This window comes from Micromonospora halotolerans, from assembly GCF_032108445.1.
Classification (GTDB): domain Bacteria; phylum Actinomycetota; class Actinomycetes; order Mycobacteriales; family Micromonosporaceae; genus Micromonospora; species Micromonospora halotolerans.
The window spans coordinates 6457333-6473670 of sequence record NZ_CP134876.1 but is presented as its reverse complement, the minus strand read 5'-3'; the positions used below and the strand labels follow the sequence as shown (position 1 = coordinate 6473670).

Here is a 16338-nt window from a genome sequence, read left to right as displayed (position 1 = left end):
ATGGCGAGCGATCAGTTGTCCGAGGTGTTGGACCTCGTCGAGGTGCGCGGGCTCCTGACCGGCGGGTTGGCAGCCAGGGGCCGGTGGGTGTCGCGCGCGCCGGTGCAGGATCTCCTGAAGTTCTTCGCGATGGTGAGCGGCAGCGCCCGTCTGACCACCGACGGCGTCGGCGGTTCGATCGAGCTCGAGCCGGGCGACGTCGCGATCGTGAACAACCGGTCATGGCTGGAGGTCGAAGGCGGCGCCGGCGACGGTCCGCCCCGCGTGATCGTCCCGGTGGAGATCGACCCCCACCTCGGCCTCGCCGGCGCCGACCGTCACACCGACGACGTCGTCATCGGTGTACGCGTGGACCTAAACCAGGCTGGTCGGACACTGCTGCTGCAGGCGCTCCCTCCGGTGGCGCACGTGCGGGCATCGGCCGCAGCGGCCAGCAGCCTGCGTACAAGCCTCGACCGGCTGTTCGACGAGGCGACGGGCGGTCGGCTCGGCTCGGCGTTCGCGATCCGGCAGCACGGTCAGCTCCTGCTGCTGGAGGTGCTGCGCGCCTACGTCGACCAAGCCGAGCTGCCTCCAGGCTGGCTACGGGCGCTGACCGACGAACGGCTGCGCCCGGCGATCACCCTCATGCACACCGAACCTGGAAAACCCTGGGGCCTGCAGGAGCTGGCGCGTGCCGCGGCGATGTCGCGCACGTCGTTCGCCGACCGCTTCCGGACCGTTGCGGGGATGCCGCCGGTCACCTATCTCAACCGGTGGCGGATGCTGCTCGCGCAACGCGCCCTCCGCGACGGCGACGTCCGCGTCGGGTCGCTTGCCTCCCACCTGGGATACGCGTCCGAGAGCGCCTTCAGCACCGCGTTCAAGCGCGAGGTGGGCGTGTCACCACTGCGCTACCGGTACCGGGTGCGCGAGGAGCAGGGGAACGTGACAGTCGTCGTCTGACACGAACGCGTAATCCTGAACCGTACTCTGATTCACGCCGGCTGATACCGTGTGCGGGTGATCATGGGGCAGACGGTTCTGGGTGCCTACTTTCCCGCAGTGGACGCGCACGAGTACCCGATCGAGCATCTTCCCGCCGACCTGTTGACCCACCTGTTCTACGCATTCGCCACGATCGAGGACGGCCACCTGACGCTTCCGTCCGCGGCGCCGGCGCAGCTCGCCGCGATCAAGCAGGCGCATCCGCACCTGCGCGTCGTGCTCTCGATCGGCGGCTGGGGTGCCGGCGGGTTCTCCGATGCCGCGCTGACCCCGCGCACACGCGCCGACCTGGTCGCCGAAGGCGTGGAACTCGCCGCCGGCTTCGACGGCGTGGATCTGGATTGGGAGTTTCCGGTATCGGGCGGCCCTGCCGAGCTCACCCGACGGCCCGAGGACCGGCGTAACTGCACGCTTCTCTTCCAGGAGCTGCGTGACCGTCTCGGCCCGGACCGCCTGCTGACCGCCGCCCTGCCGGCCGGGCGGCTGCAGTCGGCCGGTCCTTATGACCCGGCGGACAGCTACGAGCTCGCGGAACTCGCCGATCTCCTCGACTTCGTCAACCTCATGACCTACGACTTCGGTACGGGCTTCTCCCAGATCGCTACGTTCAACGCGCCGCTGGCGGAAGTCGCCGACGACCCGCTCGAACCCGGCCTGCGGCAGTGGAACAACGTCACCGGTGCGGTCGACTACTACGAGCGCCACGGCGTACCACGGGACAAGCTCGTGCTCGGCGTGCCGTTCTACGGCCGCGGATTCCGCGTCGCCTCACCCGGCGAGCAAGCCGGCCTGTTCCAGCCCCAGGTCGGTACCGTCGATGTCGGCAACTGGCGCGACATCAGCCGGGACCTGCTGCCCGACCCGGCATGGCAGCGCCACCGCCACCCGGTCGCTCGCACACCGTGGCTCTACCACCCTGGTACCCAGACGTTCGTGAGCTACGAGGACGCCGACTCCATCCAGGAGCGAGCGGCGTTCGCGGCGAGGCACGGGCTGTGCGGCGCGTTCACCTGGCAGCTCGCCGGTGACGACAGCGAGCATTCCCTCCTCGCAGCCATGACCCGCCCCTTCCGTGAGTAGCCCTTCGTGTGCCACCTGGCCGCCGTTGAAGAAGGAAACTGCGGGGGGTCTGCGACGTGCTCACGTACCTCAGCCTTCACGTGTCCGGCGGTACCATCTCCCGGTGATCCCCTCCCGCCGACGGCTGGTCGTCGCGTCCATCCTCTTGGTGTCCGAGGCGGTGGCGTTCGCGCTGTTCGTCACCGAGTCCCTGACGAGTGCGATCGCCGCCGTGGGCTTCACCTGCGTGTCGTTGTGGGTGCACGTCGTCCTGCACGAGTGCGGGCACCTCGTCGCGGCGAAGCTGCTGCGCCTGCCGGTCGTCGCGGTCCGTATCGCGCCCTTCACCGGCTGGCGAAGCGAAGTGTGGGTCCGGCCGACGCCGACGGCGACCGCGTTGCCGCTGCGGATGGTGTCGTTCTACCTCGGTGGCCCGATAGCGAACCTGTGCACTGCGGCGGTGCTCGCCACCGCGGCGGCGATGGCGAGCACAGCGTTTACCCGCGTCGTCCTGCTCGGCGCAGCGCTCGTCGGGGGGCTGCTCGGGATGGTCAATGTCATCCCCGGGATATCGCCGCGCAGTGACGGCCGCAACCTGCTTCGCTGGCTCCTGACGCCGACCGTCGCCCGCGCCGCGCTACGGGCGGGCTACTACCAGCACGAGGTCACCAGGACGGTGCGGACGATCGCCCGAGGGGAGGTTGGCGACCACGGTGTCGGAGAACCGGTTCGCGACGGCGACGACCCGCGACTGGCGCTCGCTGCCTTCCAACGGCGCTGGAGCATGGGGCACGCGCACTCGGCGGCGGATTACATCGCCGACGCCGAGAGGCTCGCGGCGCTGGCTCGCGCCGACCGCACCGACCCGATGGCCGCCGCCGCAATCGGGCAGGTACTCACCGTCCAGTTCGGGTTGTGGTACCTGTACGACGCAGTGGTGAACCGCTCACCGGTGGAACACCGAGAGGTCGTGGAGATCTCGGAACTGGCCCAGCTCGCCTTCCACGTGCGCCCGCACACACTGTCCGCGCGCATCGCCATGAGCCTGGCTCACCTGCTCAACGAGCGGTCGGAGCAAGCGCGGTCGCTGCTTCTCGACATTCGGCCGAATGCCGACCCGCCGGACCTCCGCCACGTCGCGTTTCTCCTGTCCGCCATCGCCGAGTGCTACCTCGACAACCACGCTGCTGCGGACGCCCTCATCAGGGCGGCCGGCGGCGACTACCCGCAACTGACTCAGGTGGTCGTCGCGATCCGCGCAGCCGACCCGGCGCCGCGCATGTTCGCCCTGGCACCCAGCCGGAGTGTTGCCTGAGCAGACGCGGACCGTGGCAACGGTGAGTACCCCGTGCGCCGGCCCGGTCGGCGGAACACCGGCCGGCGCACCCGCTACGCCGCGACGGCCTGCGGATCACCGGCGGTGTCGTGGGCGGCCATCGCCTCCTGCCGGAGAGGTTCCTCGCGCAGGATGGCGCAGTGCAGCCACGCGTCCGGAATGCCGAAGCCGTCCACCAGCGTCCGCATGTGCGGGCGCAGCTCCTTGAGCAGGCCGTTCACGACTCCGGTCACCGCCTTCGAGCGGGCCGGCGTGAGTCGGCCGTGCTCCAGGAACCAGCCCTTGTTGGCCTCGATGACGCTGAGCGCGTACAGGTCGCAGACCCGGGAGAGCAGCGCTCGGACCGGCGTGTCGGCGGTGTCCTCGATGCCGGCGACGAACGCCTCCAGCGTCACCCGGTCGATGTGCGCGGCCGCGACGGCGAGGACGTGGTCCTGGACGTCGTTGAAGATGTCGAAGGGGCGATCCTTCTTCGTGGCCGCGCCGTTGCGGAGGCGGCGGACCGCGCCGTCGAGCAGGTGCCTCTCGCGGTCCTCGAAGACCTTGAGCTGCCAGCCGCGGTCGGTGACGGCGACCTCCTCGTCACGGCCGGGCACGGCGCTGATCAGCCGCTCGATGAGCGACCGGGCGGCGGTGCGTTCAAGCACCATCTCGCGGACGTGCTCGGCGACGAAGGAGGCGCGCCCCCAGCCGTCCAGGGAGCCGAACTCGTCGCGGTAGCCGGTGAGCAGGCCCTTGGCCACCAGTTGCAGCAGCACCGTGTTGTCGCCCTCGAAGGTGGTGAAGACGTCGGTGTCGGCCTTGAGGCTCGGTAGCCGGTTCTCCGCCAGGTAGCCGGCGCCGCCGCACGCCTCGCGGCACATTTGGATGGTGCGGGTGGCGTGCCAGGTCTGCGCCGCCTTGAGGCCGGCCGCCCGGGACTCCAGTTCCCGCTGCCGATGCTCGTCGACCGGGCCGTCGCCGCCCTGCACCTCGTGCAGCGCGGCGACCAGCTCGGTCTGGGCGAAGTGCAACGCGTACGTGGTGGCCAGGGCCGGCAGCAGCTTGCGCTGGTGGGCCAGGTAGTCGTTGAGCAGCACCTCCCGATCCGCGTCGGGCGTGCCGAACTGCCGGCGGATGTCGCCGTAGCGCACGGCGATGGTCAGCGCCGACTTGGTGGCCGCCGACGCGGCGCCGCCCACGCTCACCCGGCCGCGCACCAGGGTGCCGAGCATCGTGAAGAAGCGGCGGGAGTCGTTCTCGATCGGGCTGGAGTACGTCCCGTCCGGCGCGACCTGACCGTACCGGTCCAGCAGCATGTCCCGCGGCACCGTCACGTGGTCGAAGCTGAGCCGCCCGTTGTCCACGCCGAGCAGGCCGGCCTTGGCGCCCGCGTCGCCGATGGTCACGCCGGGCGGGGGGTTGCCCTGCGCGTCGCGGATCGGGACCAGCCACGCGTGGACGCCATGCCGCCGCCCGTTGCTGACCAGCTGCGCGAAGACCACCGCCATCCGCCCGTCGCGTGCCGCGTTGCCGATGTAGTCCTTGCGGGCGGCCTCGTGCGGGGTGTGCAGGTCGAAGGTCTGCGTGTGCGGGTCGTACGTGCAGGTGGTGCGCAGTTGCTGGACGTCGGAGCCGTGACCGGTCTCGGTCATCGCGAAGCAGCCGAAGATCTTGCCGGAGATGATGTCCCGCAGGTATGCGTCGTGGTGCCGTTTCGTGCCGAGGGCGCTGACGGCGCCGCCGAACAGGCCCCACTGCACGCCCGCCTTGACCATGAGCGACAGGTCGACCTGCGCGAGCATCTCGGTGGCGACGATCGAACCGCCCACGTCGGACCCGCCGCCGTACTCGGTCGGGAAGGCCGACGCGATCCCCAGCTCGGTGGGGAGTTCTGTGAGCAACCGGGTGATCCGCGCACGGGCCTGGTCGCCGGTCTCGCCGTAGACCGGGAGGAACCGCGCGTCGAGGTGTTCCCGGTGCGCGTTGCGGACGCCGGCCCACGGTCCGTCGAGCACCTCCCGCAGGCGAGCGAGGTCGATGTGATCGGACATGGGCACCCCTCCGCTGGCGGACATATGGGTACAGTCTGTACTCGATCAAGGGTACCGGCTGGTGGGCGTCACCCGCCGGGTCTGGCCGCGGTGACACCGGCCACCATGGCTGCCGGGCCGCGAGTTCGCGTTCGTCGGGACGACACCCGACCGCCTGACCGTCGCCGGTCCGATAAGCCGGTACCGCGGCGAGGGCATGGCGTACCTCGGTCACCGGGTCTTGCCGAGATCCATTCACGAGCGTAGGAAGAAGACCACCCGTTGACCGCCGCGTCGACGCACCGCCCCTGTCGAAGGAGAAGCGCGTGGCCACACCCGGACGCCTCCGTCTCGCCGTGTCCGTGCTGGTGACCACGGGCGCCGTGCTGCTCGGCACGGGCGCCGTCGCGGCACCCGCGGCCCCCGCGCCGGCCCAGGACCGGACGTGCGACCCGATCGATCCGACGGCCTGCCTGCTGCCGTTCCCGAACGACTACTTCACCGTGCCGGACCGGACCAGCCCCACCGGCAAGCGGGTGCGGTTCGCGGCCTCGGCGATGCCCGCCACCGTGCAGGGGACGTCGATCGACCCGGCGGAGTGGAACCGGCAGGACGGGTTCAGCCCCGGCTCGCCGATCCTGGTACGCGTGCCCGGCCTCGACGCCGCGGCGACCGGCATCGCGCCGGTCACCGACATCGGCCGTTCGCTGGCGCCCGACGCGCCGATCGTGCTGCTCAACGCCCGAACCGGCGAACGCACCCCGTACTGGGCCGAGCTGGACGCGCACGCCGCCGGCCAGCCCGACCGGCAACTGCTGATCATCCGGCCGGCGGTGGCGCTGACCGAGGGCACCCGGTATGTCGTGGGCCTGCGCGGCATGCGCGACGGCACGGGGGCGACGATCCCGGCGCCCAAGGCGTTCCGGGCGTACGTGACCGGTGCCGGCCTCGGCCACCGGGACGCCCGGGCCCCGCAGATGAAACGGATCCTCGCCGACCTGGGCCGGACCGGCGTCAACCGGCACAGCCTCTACCTGGCCTGGGACTTCACGGTGGCCAGCCGGCACGGGCTGACCGGGCGGATGCTGGCGATCCGCGACACCGCGTTCGCCGCCCTCGGCCGCGCCGTGCCGTCGTTCACCGTCACGCAGGTGACCGACTACGCCCCGGAGCAGGAGCCGCTGATCGCCCGGCAGGTGACCGGCACGGTCGACGTACCGTCCTATCTGACCGGCGACGGCGGGCCCGGCTCGCGACTGCACTACGGGCCGGCCGGAGGCGACGGTACGCCACCCACGCCGAACGCCCTGCCGACGCCGTCCGGCAGGACGGTGGTGGCAGACTTCGTCTGCAACATCCCGCGCAGCGCCTCCGCCGCGAACCCGGCGCACCTCTCGCTCTACGGCCACGGCCTGCTCGGCAAGCCGACCGAGATCAACGCCGGCAACGTCAAGACGATGTCGAACACGTACAACTTCACCTTCTGCGCGACCAGTTGGATCGGCATGGCCGCCGCCGACGTCCCCTACGTGGCCGGCGCCTTCGGCGACCTCAGTGCCTTCCCCGCCGTGGTGGACCGGTTGCAGCAGAGCTTCCTGAACTTCCTCTTCCTCGGTCGCGCGATGGTCCACCGGGGCGGGTTCGCCGCCCACCCGGCGTTCCGGGACGCCTCCGCGCGGCCGCTGCTCGACGTGGCCGGTGGGCTGCACTACGACGGCAACAGCCAGGGCGGCATCAACGGCGGCGCGCTCACCGCCATCGCCCAGGACTGGACCCGGTCGGTGCTCGGCGTGCCGGCGATGAACTACTCCACGCTGCTGCAGCGCAGCGTGGACTTCGCCCCGTTCCAGACGATCATGGACGGCTCCTACCCGGACAAGGTCGACCAGCAACTGATCCTCGCGCTGCTCCAGATGCTGTGGGACCGCTCCGAGGCCAACGGGTACGCCCAGCACATGACCGACCGCCCGTTGCCCGGCACCCCGGCGCACCAGGTGCTCATGCACGTGGCCTTCGGCGACCATCAGGTCTCGCCCGCCGCGGCCGAGGTGCAGGCGCGCACGATCGGCGCCCGCCTGCACACTCCCGCGCTCGCCGACGGCTGGTCGGCGGACGTGCGGCCGTACTGGGGCATCGCACCGATCCGCAGGTACCCGTACCGGGGATCGGCGATCGTGATCTGGAACAGCGGCACGGCGTACGCGCCACCGCCGACGAACCTCGCCCCGGCCGGGCCGGAGTACGGCGACGATCCGCACGAGTTCCCGCGCGCTCAGGCCGGAGCCCAGCGACAGAAGGCGGTGTTCCTGCTCACCGGCAAGGTCGTCGACGTCTGCGCGGGCGCACCCTGCCCGTAGAAGGGGCCGCGGCCGACGGATGAGCTCGATCGCCTGTCGCGACCACCTGTTGCCGTCAGGATCGCCGAAGTGGACGAGTTGCCCCATGGCTGCACCTCGACCTCGCTGGCATCGACGCCGGGCGTCGAGTGGTTGCCGGCGCGCTGCCTGGGCGTCGGCGACCCCCTCCAGGCGCGGGTCAGTGCGCATGCGGTGAGACGCCGGCCGCCGTCGGCGATCGGGGGCAGCCGGCGTCGACGTCAGGTGATCGCCAGCAGCACGGCCTGGTCGTTCGTTGCTGCGGCGTGGTAGAAGCGGCGCAGTTCGGTGTAGTGCGACATGAGGTAGTCGAGCTCGTCGGGGCCGTTGGTCCAGATGTCCGGGTAGGTCTCGGCCGCGGTCATGGCGTCCGGGTCGAAGCGGGCGCGTAGCACTCCCACGTCCAGCATGTCGAGCGCGGTGGCCACAGCGCGGTCGGTGTCCTGGTCGAGCAGCCGAGGGGGACCGTAACCGCCGTCCTGGCCGATCTCGGCACCGCCGAGGATCGCTGCGCCAGCGCCGTCACCGATCTGCCAGTCAGTGCCGGTGAGTAGGTAGTGGATGCCGTGCCATGACTTGTCCAGGTCCAGCTCTGGCTCCGGCATCTCGGCATCATCGTCGTCGAGGTCACCGTAGAGCAGCGCGTCGACCGTCGTCGGGTCGGCGCGCACCGCCGCCAGTTCCTCGGCCGACAACCTGCGCCCGATCAACACCATGCCCACGCAGCGGTCCTTTCCCATCGGCGGTGCGCGGTCCCGCGCTCGCCAGCTTTCGTGACGCGGACCGTACCGCAACCGGCTCTCTGCCGGAGTTCGGCTGTCCTGTTGAAGTCTGCTCTGACGTTTGCAGGGTGTGGAACGGGCCGGCCGGGACCGGCGGGTGCCCGTCCCGGCCGGCCATCGACTCAGCTCATCTGCTCAGGAGTGGTTGCCAGCCGTCGCGGTAGCGCGCGCCGCGAGGTTGCAGTCGGATCTGGTGGTGCACTGCTCCGGGGATCGGCTCGGTTCGTATCGCCTGGGGCCGGTCCACCACGACGCAGACGTCCTCGCCGGGCCACCACCAGCCGCAGGAGCGGGCCAGGCCGGCCCAGGCGTTGAGGTGTTCGGCCTCGTCTGGCCCGTACCGGGCAAGGCCGAGTCGATGCAGCATGTCGTAGTAGGCGATCCATGACGCATCCTGCTGCCCGTACCAGCACACGGGTAACGGGCCGTCGCCCGCGAGCGCCGCACGCACGGGTAGGCAGTACCCGTGCGCGAGGCTCCGGTGCAATGCCGTACGTAGGCCCTGGTGCAGCACGACAGCGAGCGGAACGCCGCTGTCGAGCGCCTGTAGCGGCGCCAGTTCGGGCCATGGTTCCTTGGTCCTGCTCGTGCGCACGGGTGACAGTTCGGGATCGGTGTGAGTGACGCCCGCGCTCAGCGCGCCGCGCAACTGGGAGGCGATCATGGCGAGATCGCTTGCCAGCGGTGGTGTGCCGCGCGGCCGGGGGTCCCGGATGCGCTCGTAGAGCTGATCGAGGGTGGGCCAGCCGGTGATCAGGGGGCGCGCCTTGTCTGGGGAGTCGACCCATTCGAACCGGGGTCGTGGCCGCGATGCCCTGGCGTAGATGGCGCTCAGGCAGCGCTCGGCGGTCGACTTGTCAGCCGGCTGCGTGGACAGGGCGTGGTCGAGCCATTCCTGGCGGATCCGGATGGCCTGCTGCCACAGGTCGTGAGGGTTGCCGCTGCGAACGGCCTGTGGGGGTTTCGCGGCGTCGTTGCGCCGCGCGGGGGCGCTCACCGCGCCAGGGCGTCGCCGCCCTTCCGGTACGAGATCATGGAACGACTATGGCCCACGACGCGGCACCGGCGCAACGCGGTTCTCCGCCTGCAACGTCCCGTCAGCGGCGTGGCAGGACTCCACCAACTGCCGGATGACCGCACCTGGGAGCCGTCGACTTCTCGATCTCCCCGATCTGGATGCTTGCCAACAAGCGCATCCTCGACAACCTCGCCACCGCACAGCGGTGCACCGGCTTGGCGGCCGAGCGCCCCGGATAGCGCGGCGGACGGCGGAGGCGTCATACGACCGTTACCTTTCAGTGAGCAAACGTGACTCACGATTGGCAGTCGTCCGTTGCCGGGCGACGTTGACCGGATGAACCGGTCTAGACGCTTCACGGCCCGCCGCCCCGCCTGCGGATGCAGGTCTTACGGGTCTTACGTAGGCTCCACGTCCTGGTTTTGCGTCGCCCAGCAACTCCAGGTCGACGTGCCGCACGAGCGCGGCAAGATTACGTGCCGCGTTGACGTCGCGGTCCAGGGACAGTCCGCACGTGGTGCAGTGGAACATGCGCTCGGCCAGCGACAGCTTGGGTTTCACCGTCTTGCAGGCGGAGCACGTCTTGGAGCTGGGGTACCACCGGTCGGCGACGTACAGCGTGCTGCCGTACCAGCCGGTCTTGTAGCCGAGGTGCCGGCGCAGCGTCGCCGGGGCGGCGTCTGTCAGGGACCGGGCCAGCTTGCGGTTTCGGACCATCCCGGCCACGTGGAGGTCCTCGACCACGATCGTGGTGAACTGCTGCGCCAGGCGGGTGGTGAGTTGGTGCCACGAGTCGGCGCGGACAGCCGAGACTGTGGCCTGTAGTCGAGCCACCGCGTCCTGTGCCCGCTGCCACCGGTTCGACGCAGTCCGTTTGCGCCTGGCCTGCGGGTCGTAGGGGCCGATCCGCCGGGCGGCCCGGCGTTGGGCCTTGCCGAGTTTCCTCAACGCGGCCTTGAACGGCGCCGGGTTCGGCACCATCTCACCGGTGGACAGCACCGCCAGGTGCTTGACCCCGGCGTCCACGCCGACGACCCGGCCGGCTTTCGGCGCGTGCGCCGGCCGCCGTCCGACCGCGCGCTGGACTGCGACCTGGAACGAGCAGAACCACCTGCCGGCGGTCTCGGTGACCGTGGCGGACAGGATCGTCGCGGTGCCCGCCCGTACCCGGCGGGCCAGCTTGCGGGTCGACTCGTAGGTGCGGATGCGACCCAGCCGGGGCAGCATCACATGCCGGTAGCTGGGGTCGACCCGGATCGCGCCGGTGGTGAACCGGGCCGACCTACGGCCGTTTTTCTTCTTGGCTCGGGGCCAGCCCATCCGGCGGCCCCTGCGGGTGCCGGTGCGTGACGCGTGCCAGTTGCCCAGTGCTGCGGACAGGTTCGCCAGGCCGGTGTTGAACGCCTCCTTGGAACACTCCGCCCACCACGGCGCCACCCACTGCTTGATCTCGTTCCAGGTGCGCCGCAGGTCCGGCAGGGACCAGCCCTGCCATGGCGTCAGGTCCGCCTCGGCTACTCCGTAGCTGGCCTCGGCAGCGCGCTGCGCCTTCACCGCGCTGACCCGCCGCAGCATGTGGTTGTACGCGAACCGAGCCGCGCCGGTGTTCCGGCGCAGACCGAGAACCTGGGCGTCACTCGGGTCGAGGGCGAACCGGTACGCCTGCACGGTCCAGCCGGCCGGCGGCTCGTACCGCTTCACGACTCGTCCTTGGTGGCGGCGGCCACGGCGCGGCTGGCCCGGTTCGCCGCTGCGCGGCGGCCGTACAGTCGGGCGCAGAGACTAGTGAGGATCTCCGTGACGTCCCGCACGAGGTCGTCGTCCACCTCGGCTGGATCGACCACCATCAGCCGGCGCCCCTGCGCGGCCAGCGCCGCCTCAACATACTCGGCACCGAACCGCGCGAATCGATCCCGGTGCTCCACCACGATCGTCGACACGGCCGGGTCGCGCAGCAGCCCGAGGCTTCTTGCGCCGCCCGTTCAACGCGGACCCGACCTCGGTCACCACCCGCGCGACGGCCATGTCCCGCCCGGTGACCCAGGCGGTCACCCGGGCGACCTGCCGGTCCAGGTCGGCTCGCTGGTCGGCCGACGACACCCGGGCGTAGACGACGACCTGAACCTGCCGGGCGTCGTCGGTCACCTCCACCATGATCGTGCCGGACGGAAGACGCCGAGCGGGCACCGGCATGGTCCCCTCGCGGAACCAGCGGTACGCGGTCTGCGGGTGCACACCGTTACGGCGCGCCCACTCGGCAAGCTTCACAGAACGATAGTAACGCTCATATATTCGTATGTTTGATCACGGGAGAGTGAGCAGTTGTCAGCCCCCGCCCGCCCGCGAAGGGGTGCAGCGGCTACGGGAGGGTGTCAACCGCGCGGGCCGCTGGCGTGGGGACGACGTCGCGCTGCGGTTGCGGCGCCGGGCGGGCCCGCGCGCGCACCAGGTGGTGAAGCACCACCAGGGGAGCCACCCCGACCGGGTACCAGGCCAGGTCGACCGGGTCGAACTGCACACCCAGCGCCAGCCTCGCCGCCAGGCTCCGCGCCGACAGTTCGGCCGGCACCCCGGTCAGCTGCGCGCACTCCACCAACAAGCAGAACACAGTGGCGATCGCCCCGGCCGGCACCGGCGCCATCCCTGGCCGCAGGAACATTACCCCGGCCCAGACCATCGACGCGTACAGCGCGGTGCCGGAGTACTGCCGCAGTGCCCCGTCATCGACGACGCGGATCAGCAGTGCGAGGCCCAGGAACAGCAGCGCGGCCACCGGCATGAGCAGCCGCACCGTACGGGCCGTGATCGGCATGCGCGCGAAGGTAGCCACCGCACCAAGGTACGGCTCCGGACCGATGCCGGTGCGGCGGCTACTGCGGCACCAGCCTGGCGGCCAGGTCCGCGGCGGACACCGGCGTCCGTGGAGCCCCGGCCGGTCCGTCGAGCAGAAGCCGGCGAACGCCGCGTCGAGGGCCTCGAAGGGCACGTCGTTGTGATGGGGCGGCTCCACTGCCGGATGAGGGCGGAGCTCTGGCAGGCTGCTCACCATGCCGGATCGCTTGCTCGATGACGAGGCGTTGGAATCGTCCGCCGTGGTGGCCAACTCGGCGATGAACCGGGAACGCCAGCTCGCCGGCGTGAACAGCTATGCGCGGGAACTCGGGTTCAACCCGCTCGAGTGGATCATTACCCGGGTCCGGCAGTCCCCACCCCGCACGACGACCGCCTGGCTGGACCTGTGCTGCGGGACTGGTCGCTGCCTCGTGCAGGCTGCGAACACCCTCGCCCGCGACGGACTCGATCATCTCGTCACCATCGTCGGCGTGGACCTTGTCGACTTCTTCGATCCCACGCCCAGCCAGGGCACGGCGCTGCACCTGACCTGCGCCTCTGTCACGTCCTGGTCGCCGCCGCGCCGGTTCGACCTCATCACCTGCGTCCACGGGCTGCACTACGTCGGCGACAAACTCGCGGTGCTGACCCGCCTCGCTGGCTGGCTCACCGACGAGGGGCGGTTCATCGCCGATCTCGACCTGGACAGCATCCGCCTCGCCGACGGCCGTCCCGCCGGCCGGAAGCTGGCGGCCGCCCTGCGCGGGGCAGGCTTCACCGTCGACACCCGCCGTCGCCGGATCGGGCGGGTCGGGCCCGGCGTCGTGTCTCTGCCGTACACGTACCTCGGCGCCGACGACCGCGCCGGGCCCAACTACACCGGCCAGCCGGCGGTCAGGTCCTACTACCGCTAGCGGCAGGACTCCGGAGCGGACAGCAGGGAGTAGTAGAAGGGCTTGGGGTTCCCGGCCCCGTCGCGCAGTCCGAAGCCCGGGACCATGGCGTCGGTGTAGGAGAAGACCGAGTTCCAGACGCTGGACCGGCCGGCGAGCATGCACTGGAAGTTCCAGGTGTCGTCCTCGTTGTGCCACTCGGTCGCGATCACCGGGCGACCCACGGCGTTCCACATCAGGTCGAAGTCGCCCGCGGCCTGCTCGCTGGTCTTCGCGTACGGGTGGATGGCGACGATGTCCGGCAGGGGCGCGCGACCGCCGATCGCGGCGAACACCGCGGCGGCGTAGTTGACGGCGTTCTGCCCGCCCGAGGCCAGGCCGGCCATCACGAACCGGCCGGCGAACTGCGGATACGTGTTGCGGTACAGCACCCACAGGTCGGCGTACGCCGCCGGCGAGAGATAGGTGCCGGGGAGGTCCGGCTCGTTGCCGATTTGCAGGTAGTCGGCGTTCCACGGCACGTAGCCGCCCGATTCGTCGGTGACGACGGCCATGACCTGAAGGCCGGCCTGCTTCAGCTCGTCGATGCGCGGCTGGATCCACTGCCGGGACACGAAGCGGGCCCCACGGAAGCCTTCGTCCGCGAGCCGGGCGGGTGGCGACTGCTGCCAGGCCGCCTCGTTGCTGGGGTCGATGTTCACGGCGAACAGCGATTCGCCGTGGGCCCCGAGGTCCTGGCGATGGGAGGCGCCGCGCGCCTCCGCGGCGGGGGTGGTCCACCCGAAGGCCGCCACAGCGGCCACCACGACCGCACACAGCGACGCGAGCATCCGGGCGGGCGCGGTGCGGCTCGCAGGTGGGCTTGATCCGGCCATCGTCCACCTCCGGGCGACAGGATCTGGAAGTGCGGCAGGGGCGCCTGCGGAGAATCCTGCCAGCAGGCATTGACTTACGGAAGATTCCCTCCAACGATGCCTATCCATGAACATCAGTCGGGCGAGTGCCGCGTTCCGTCGCATGCTGTTGTGCACTCTGCTCGCCGGGTCGCTCGCGGTGTCCCTGAGCGGGGTGCCGGCGGCGGCACAGGCGGGCGTGTCCGCGGCATCGGCCACCCTGGCCGGCTACCCGGTGTGGGCGCACTTCAGCAACCCGACCGCTGGCCGCGACTACACCATCATCACCGAGCTGCAACGGCTCATCGACGCCACGCCGACCGGGGCCACGATCCGGGCGGCCATCCACTCCCTCAGCGTCGACTCGGTGGCCGACGCGCTGGTGCGGGCCCAGACCCGCGGCGTCACCGTGCTGGTGGTCCTCGACGGCAAGAACGCCACCTCGACCGACCCGGCCATCACCACGATCAAGCAGCTGGCCAATCACCAGTTCTGCCTGAACAGCAGCGGCGGTCACGGTTGCATCAGCACGAGCGCCGCGGGGGACATGCACACCAAGCTGGTCACCTTCTCCAGCACCACCGACCCGAACGGCGTCGCCCGCGGCAACGTCGTCTGGTTCGGGTCGAGCAACCTCACCTACGCCACCGGTCCGGACGCGTTCAACAACGCCATCACCGTCTACGGCGACACAGCCCTCGCCGCCGGCCTGAACGCGAACTTCACCGACCTGTGGAACCGGCGGCACTACAGCGGAAACGACTACTACGACTCCGCGTCCGGACGGGGCTACTACCAGGCGGCCGCGGCCGACGCCTACGCCTCACCGGAGGGCGCGGGGCAGACCGACACCATCGCCACCCGGCTCAACGACCTCACCCCGGACGCCAACTGCCGACTGCGCGTGGGCATGGCGTCGGTGACCACCGGACGCCCGCAGATCGTCAGCCTTGTCACCCGGTTCCGCGCCGCGGGGTGCAAGGTCTGGATGGCGATCGGTACGAACGCCGAGGGCGGCATCGCGATGAGCCAGTCGGTCTACAACGCTTTGCTCGACGCCGGCGTGTCCATCCGCCGCAAGGACAAGGTGCACGACAAGTTCTTCGTGGCCTACGGCCGGTACGGCAGCGCCTACCAGTACCGCGTCTACACCGGCTCCCAGAACTGGACCCAGGACGCGCTGAACGAGAACGACGAGATCTTCGTCAAGATGGCCCCCGAGACCGGCAGCACGCACCCGCTCTACGACGCCTACTACACCCACTTCAACGACGCGTACAACACCGGTGTGACCTGCACGAAGAGCAGCTTCCCGTGCCGATCCTGACCGCCCGCCGTCGCGCTGAACCGACGCCCGGGCAGTGCGGTCGCTACCGCTGCCGCGCCCGGTCCGCGAGCCAGTCGTCGAAGGTCGTGGGCGCGATGCGGGCGTCCGGTCCCGGCAGCAACACGTTGCCCGCCATGTCCGGGCCGAGGATCGCCTCCCACGTGGGGACGAGGATCATCTCGCGCCCGGTCGCCTGGTGGGTCCGGCGCGCCATGTCCACGAGATCGTGCCGATCGGGGCCCGCCACGTCCCGGTAGCGCCCGTGCGGCGGCCCGGCGGCCACCTCGGCGAGAACGTCGGCGACGTCAGCCGGCGCGATCGGCTGCATGAGCACCGGCGCGAGGTAGGCGGTGCCGTCACGTTCGGTCCACGAGGCCACCGTCTCGCCGAAGTCGAAGAACTGGGTGACGGGGACGATGGTCCACGGCACGTCCCCGGCCGAGACCAGGCGCTCCTGCTCCCGCTTGCCGGAGTAGTGCGCGGTGCCGGCGATCCGGTGCACCTCGACGATGGAGAGCAGGACGTGGTGCCGGACCCCCGCGTCCTGCTCGGCTCTCAGCAGGTTCCGGGTGGCGGCGCCGAAGTACGCCACGGTGGCCTCGCGGTCGGCCGCCGGCGCGCTCATCGCGTCGACAACGGCGTCGACGCCGGCCAGCGCCTCGTCCAGCCCGCTGCCGGCCACCAGGTCGACACCGTGCGACCGGCTCATCGGAACGGGATCGTGCCCGTGGCGGCGCAGCGCGGCCACGGTCAGGGATCCGATGTTGCCGGACGCGCCGGCGACGGCCACCAGCATGTCTGGCTCCTGTCTCAGGACCGGTGCG

13 protein-coding genes and 1 pseudogene are annotated in these 16338 nt (G+C 70.7%); 6 read left to right on the top strand and 8 right to left on the bottom strand.

Going from position 1 to position 16338, the window contains the following annotated elements; translation table 11 throughout:
* From RMN56_RS30310 to RMN56_RS30300, 3 genes are all read left to right on the top strand, one after another.
* Nucleotides 1-945 (top strand): AraC family transcriptional regulator, encoded by a 945-nt coding sequence (locus tag RMN56_RS30310; protein WP_313721278.1) that lies wholly within the window; start codon nt 1-3, stop codon nt 943-945.
* Nucleotides 946-1008: 63 nt separating this feature from the next.
* Nucleotides 1009-2067, top strand: coding sequence for a glycoside hydrolase family 18 protein (locus tag RMN56_RS30305; protein WP_313724895.1), 1059 nt, complete (start codon nt 1009-1011; stop codon nt 2065-2067).
* A gap of 103 nt (nt 2068-2170) precedes the next feature.
* Nucleotides 2171-3361, top strand: a complete 1191-nt coding sequence (locus RMN56_RS30300) for a zinc metalloprotease (protein WP_313721277.1) — start codon at nt 2171-2173, stop codon at nt 3359-3361.
* 74 nt (nt 3362-3435) lie between these two features.
* On the opposite strand, the gene RMN56_RS30295 is transcribed toward RMN56_RS30300, so the two are convergent.
* Nucleotides 3436-5415: an acyl-CoA dehydrogenase family protein gene (locus tag RMN56_RS30295; RefSeq protein ID WP_313721276.1), complete on the bottom strand. Its 1980-nt coding sequence runs from the start codon at nt 5413-5415 to the stop codon at nt 3436-3438.
* 305 nt (nt 5416-5720) lie between these two features.
* Here RMN56_RS30295 and RMN56_RS30290 point away from each other — a divergent pair, with 305 nt between their 5' ends.
* Nucleotides 5721-7751, top strand: coding sequence for a hypothetical protein (locus tag RMN56_RS30290; protein WP_313721275.1), 2031 nt, complete (start codon nt 5721-5723; stop codon nt 7749-7751).
* A gap of 239 nt (nt 7752-7990) precedes the next feature.
* On the opposite strand, the gene RMN56_RS30285 is transcribed toward RMN56_RS30290, so the two are convergent.
* From RMN56_RS30285 to RMN56_RS30265, 5 genes and pseudogenes are all read right to left on the bottom strand, one after another.
* Entirely contained in the window at nt 7991-8485 is a 495-nt protein-coding gene (locus RMN56_RS30285) for a YfbM family protein (protein WP_313724894.1), read from the bottom strand.
* Between the two features lie 193 nt (nt 8486-8678).
* Nucleotides 8679-9548, bottom strand: coding sequence for a DUF6745 domain-containing protein (locus RMN56_RS30280; RefSeq protein ID WP_313721274.1), 870 nt, complete (start codon nt 9546-9548; stop codon nt 8679-8681).
* A 291-nt stretch (nt 9549-9839) separates the two neighbouring features.
* Nucleotides 9840-11270 (bottom strand): IS607 family element RNA-guided endonuclease TnpB, encoded by a 1431-nt coding sequence (gene tnpB, locus RMN56_RS30275; RefSeq protein ID WP_313721273.1) that lies wholly within the window; start codon nt 11268-11270, stop codon nt 9840-9842.
* Nucleotides 11267-11837: pseudogene (locus RMN56_RS30270) on the bottom strand (IS607 family transposase). The gene tnpB and the pseudogene RMN56_RS30270 overlap by 4 nt, the downstream one beginning before the upstream one ends.
* A 91-nt stretch (nt 11838-11928) precedes the next feature.
* Nucleotides 11929-12381 (bottom strand): ribosomal maturation YjgA family protein, encoded by a 453-nt coding sequence (locus RMN56_RS30265; RefSeq protein ID WP_313721272.1) that lies wholly within the window; start codon nt 12379-12381, stop codon nt 11929-11931.
* A gap of 235 nt (nt 12382-12616) precedes the next feature.
* Between RMN56_RS30265 and RMN56_RS30260 the strand changes: the two genes are divergently transcribed.
* On the top strand, nt 12617-13315 hold the full coding sequence (locus tag RMN56_RS30260) for a class I SAM-dependent methyltransferase (protein ID WP_313721271.1): 699 nt from the start codon (nt 12617-12619) through the stop codon (nt 13313-13315).
* On the opposite strand, the gene RMN56_RS30255 is transcribed toward RMN56_RS30260, so the two are convergent.
* The gene (locus tag RMN56_RS30255; RefSeq protein WP_313721270.1) at nt 13312-14169 is read right to left on the bottom strand and encodes a glycosyl hydrolase; all 858 of its coding nucleotides are present in this window, start codon (nt 14167-14169) and stop codon (nt 13312-13314) included. The two genes, RMN56_RS30260 and RMN56_RS30255, sit on opposite strands and share 4 nt — an antisense overlap.
* 106 nt (nt 14170-14275) lie before the next feature.
* On the opposite strand from RMN56_RS30255, the gene RMN56_RS30250 reads away from it, so the two are divergent.
* A complete protein-coding gene (locus tag RMN56_RS30250) occupies nt 14276-15514 on the top strand; it encodes a phospholipase D-like domain-containing protein (RefSeq protein ID WP_313721269.1) in 1239 nt (412 codons plus the stop codon).
* Nucleotides 15515-15557: 43 nt separating this feature from the next.
* Here the strand turns inward: RMN56_RS30250 and RMN56_RS30245 are convergent, their stop codons facing one another.
* The gene (locus RMN56_RS30245) at nt 15558-16310 is read right to left on the bottom strand and encodes an SDR family oxidoreductase (RefSeq protein WP_313721268.1); all 753 of its coding nucleotides are present in this window, start codon (nt 16308-16310) and stop codon (nt 15558-15560) included.
* Between the last annotated feature and the right edge of the window lie 28 nt (nt 16311-16338).

Coding starts and splice junctions, on each gene's coding strand:
- RMN56_RS30245 (WP_313721268.1), bottom strand. CDS start 16,310: ATGCTGGTGGCCGTCGCCGGCGCGTCCGGCAACATCGGATCCCTGACC.
- RMN56_RS30250 (WP_313721269.1), top strand. CDS start 14,276: ATGAACATCAGTCGGGCGAGTGCCGCGTTCCGTCGCATGCTGTTGTGC.
- RMN56_RS30310 (WP_313721278.1), top strand. CDS start 1: ATGGCGAGCGATCAGTTGTCCGAGGTGTTGGACCTCGTCGAGGTGCGC.
- RMN56_RS30260 (WP_313721271.1), top strand. CDS start 12,617: ATGCCGGATCGCTTGCTCGATGACGAGGCGTTGGAATCGTCCGCCGTG.
- RMN56_RS30295 (WP_313721276.1), bottom strand. CDS start 5,415: ATGTCCGATCACATCGACCTCGCTCGCCTGCGGGAGGTGCTCGACGGA.
- RMN56_RS30255 (WP_313721270.1), bottom strand. CDS start 14,169: ATGGCCGGATCAAGCCCACCTGCGAGCCGCACCGCGCCCGCCCGGATG.
- RMN56_RS30265 (WP_313721272.1), bottom strand. CDS start 12,381: ATGCCGATCACGGCCCGTACGGTGCGGCTGCTCATGCCGGTGGCCGCG.
- RMN56_RS30285 (WP_313724894.1), bottom strand. CDS start 8,485: ATGGTGTTGATCGGGCGCAGGTTGTCGGCCGAGGAACTGGCGGCGGTG.
- RMN56_RS30305 (WP_313724895.1), top strand. CDS start 1,009: ATGGGGCAGACGGTTCTGGGTGCCTACTTTCCCGCAGTGGACGCGCAC.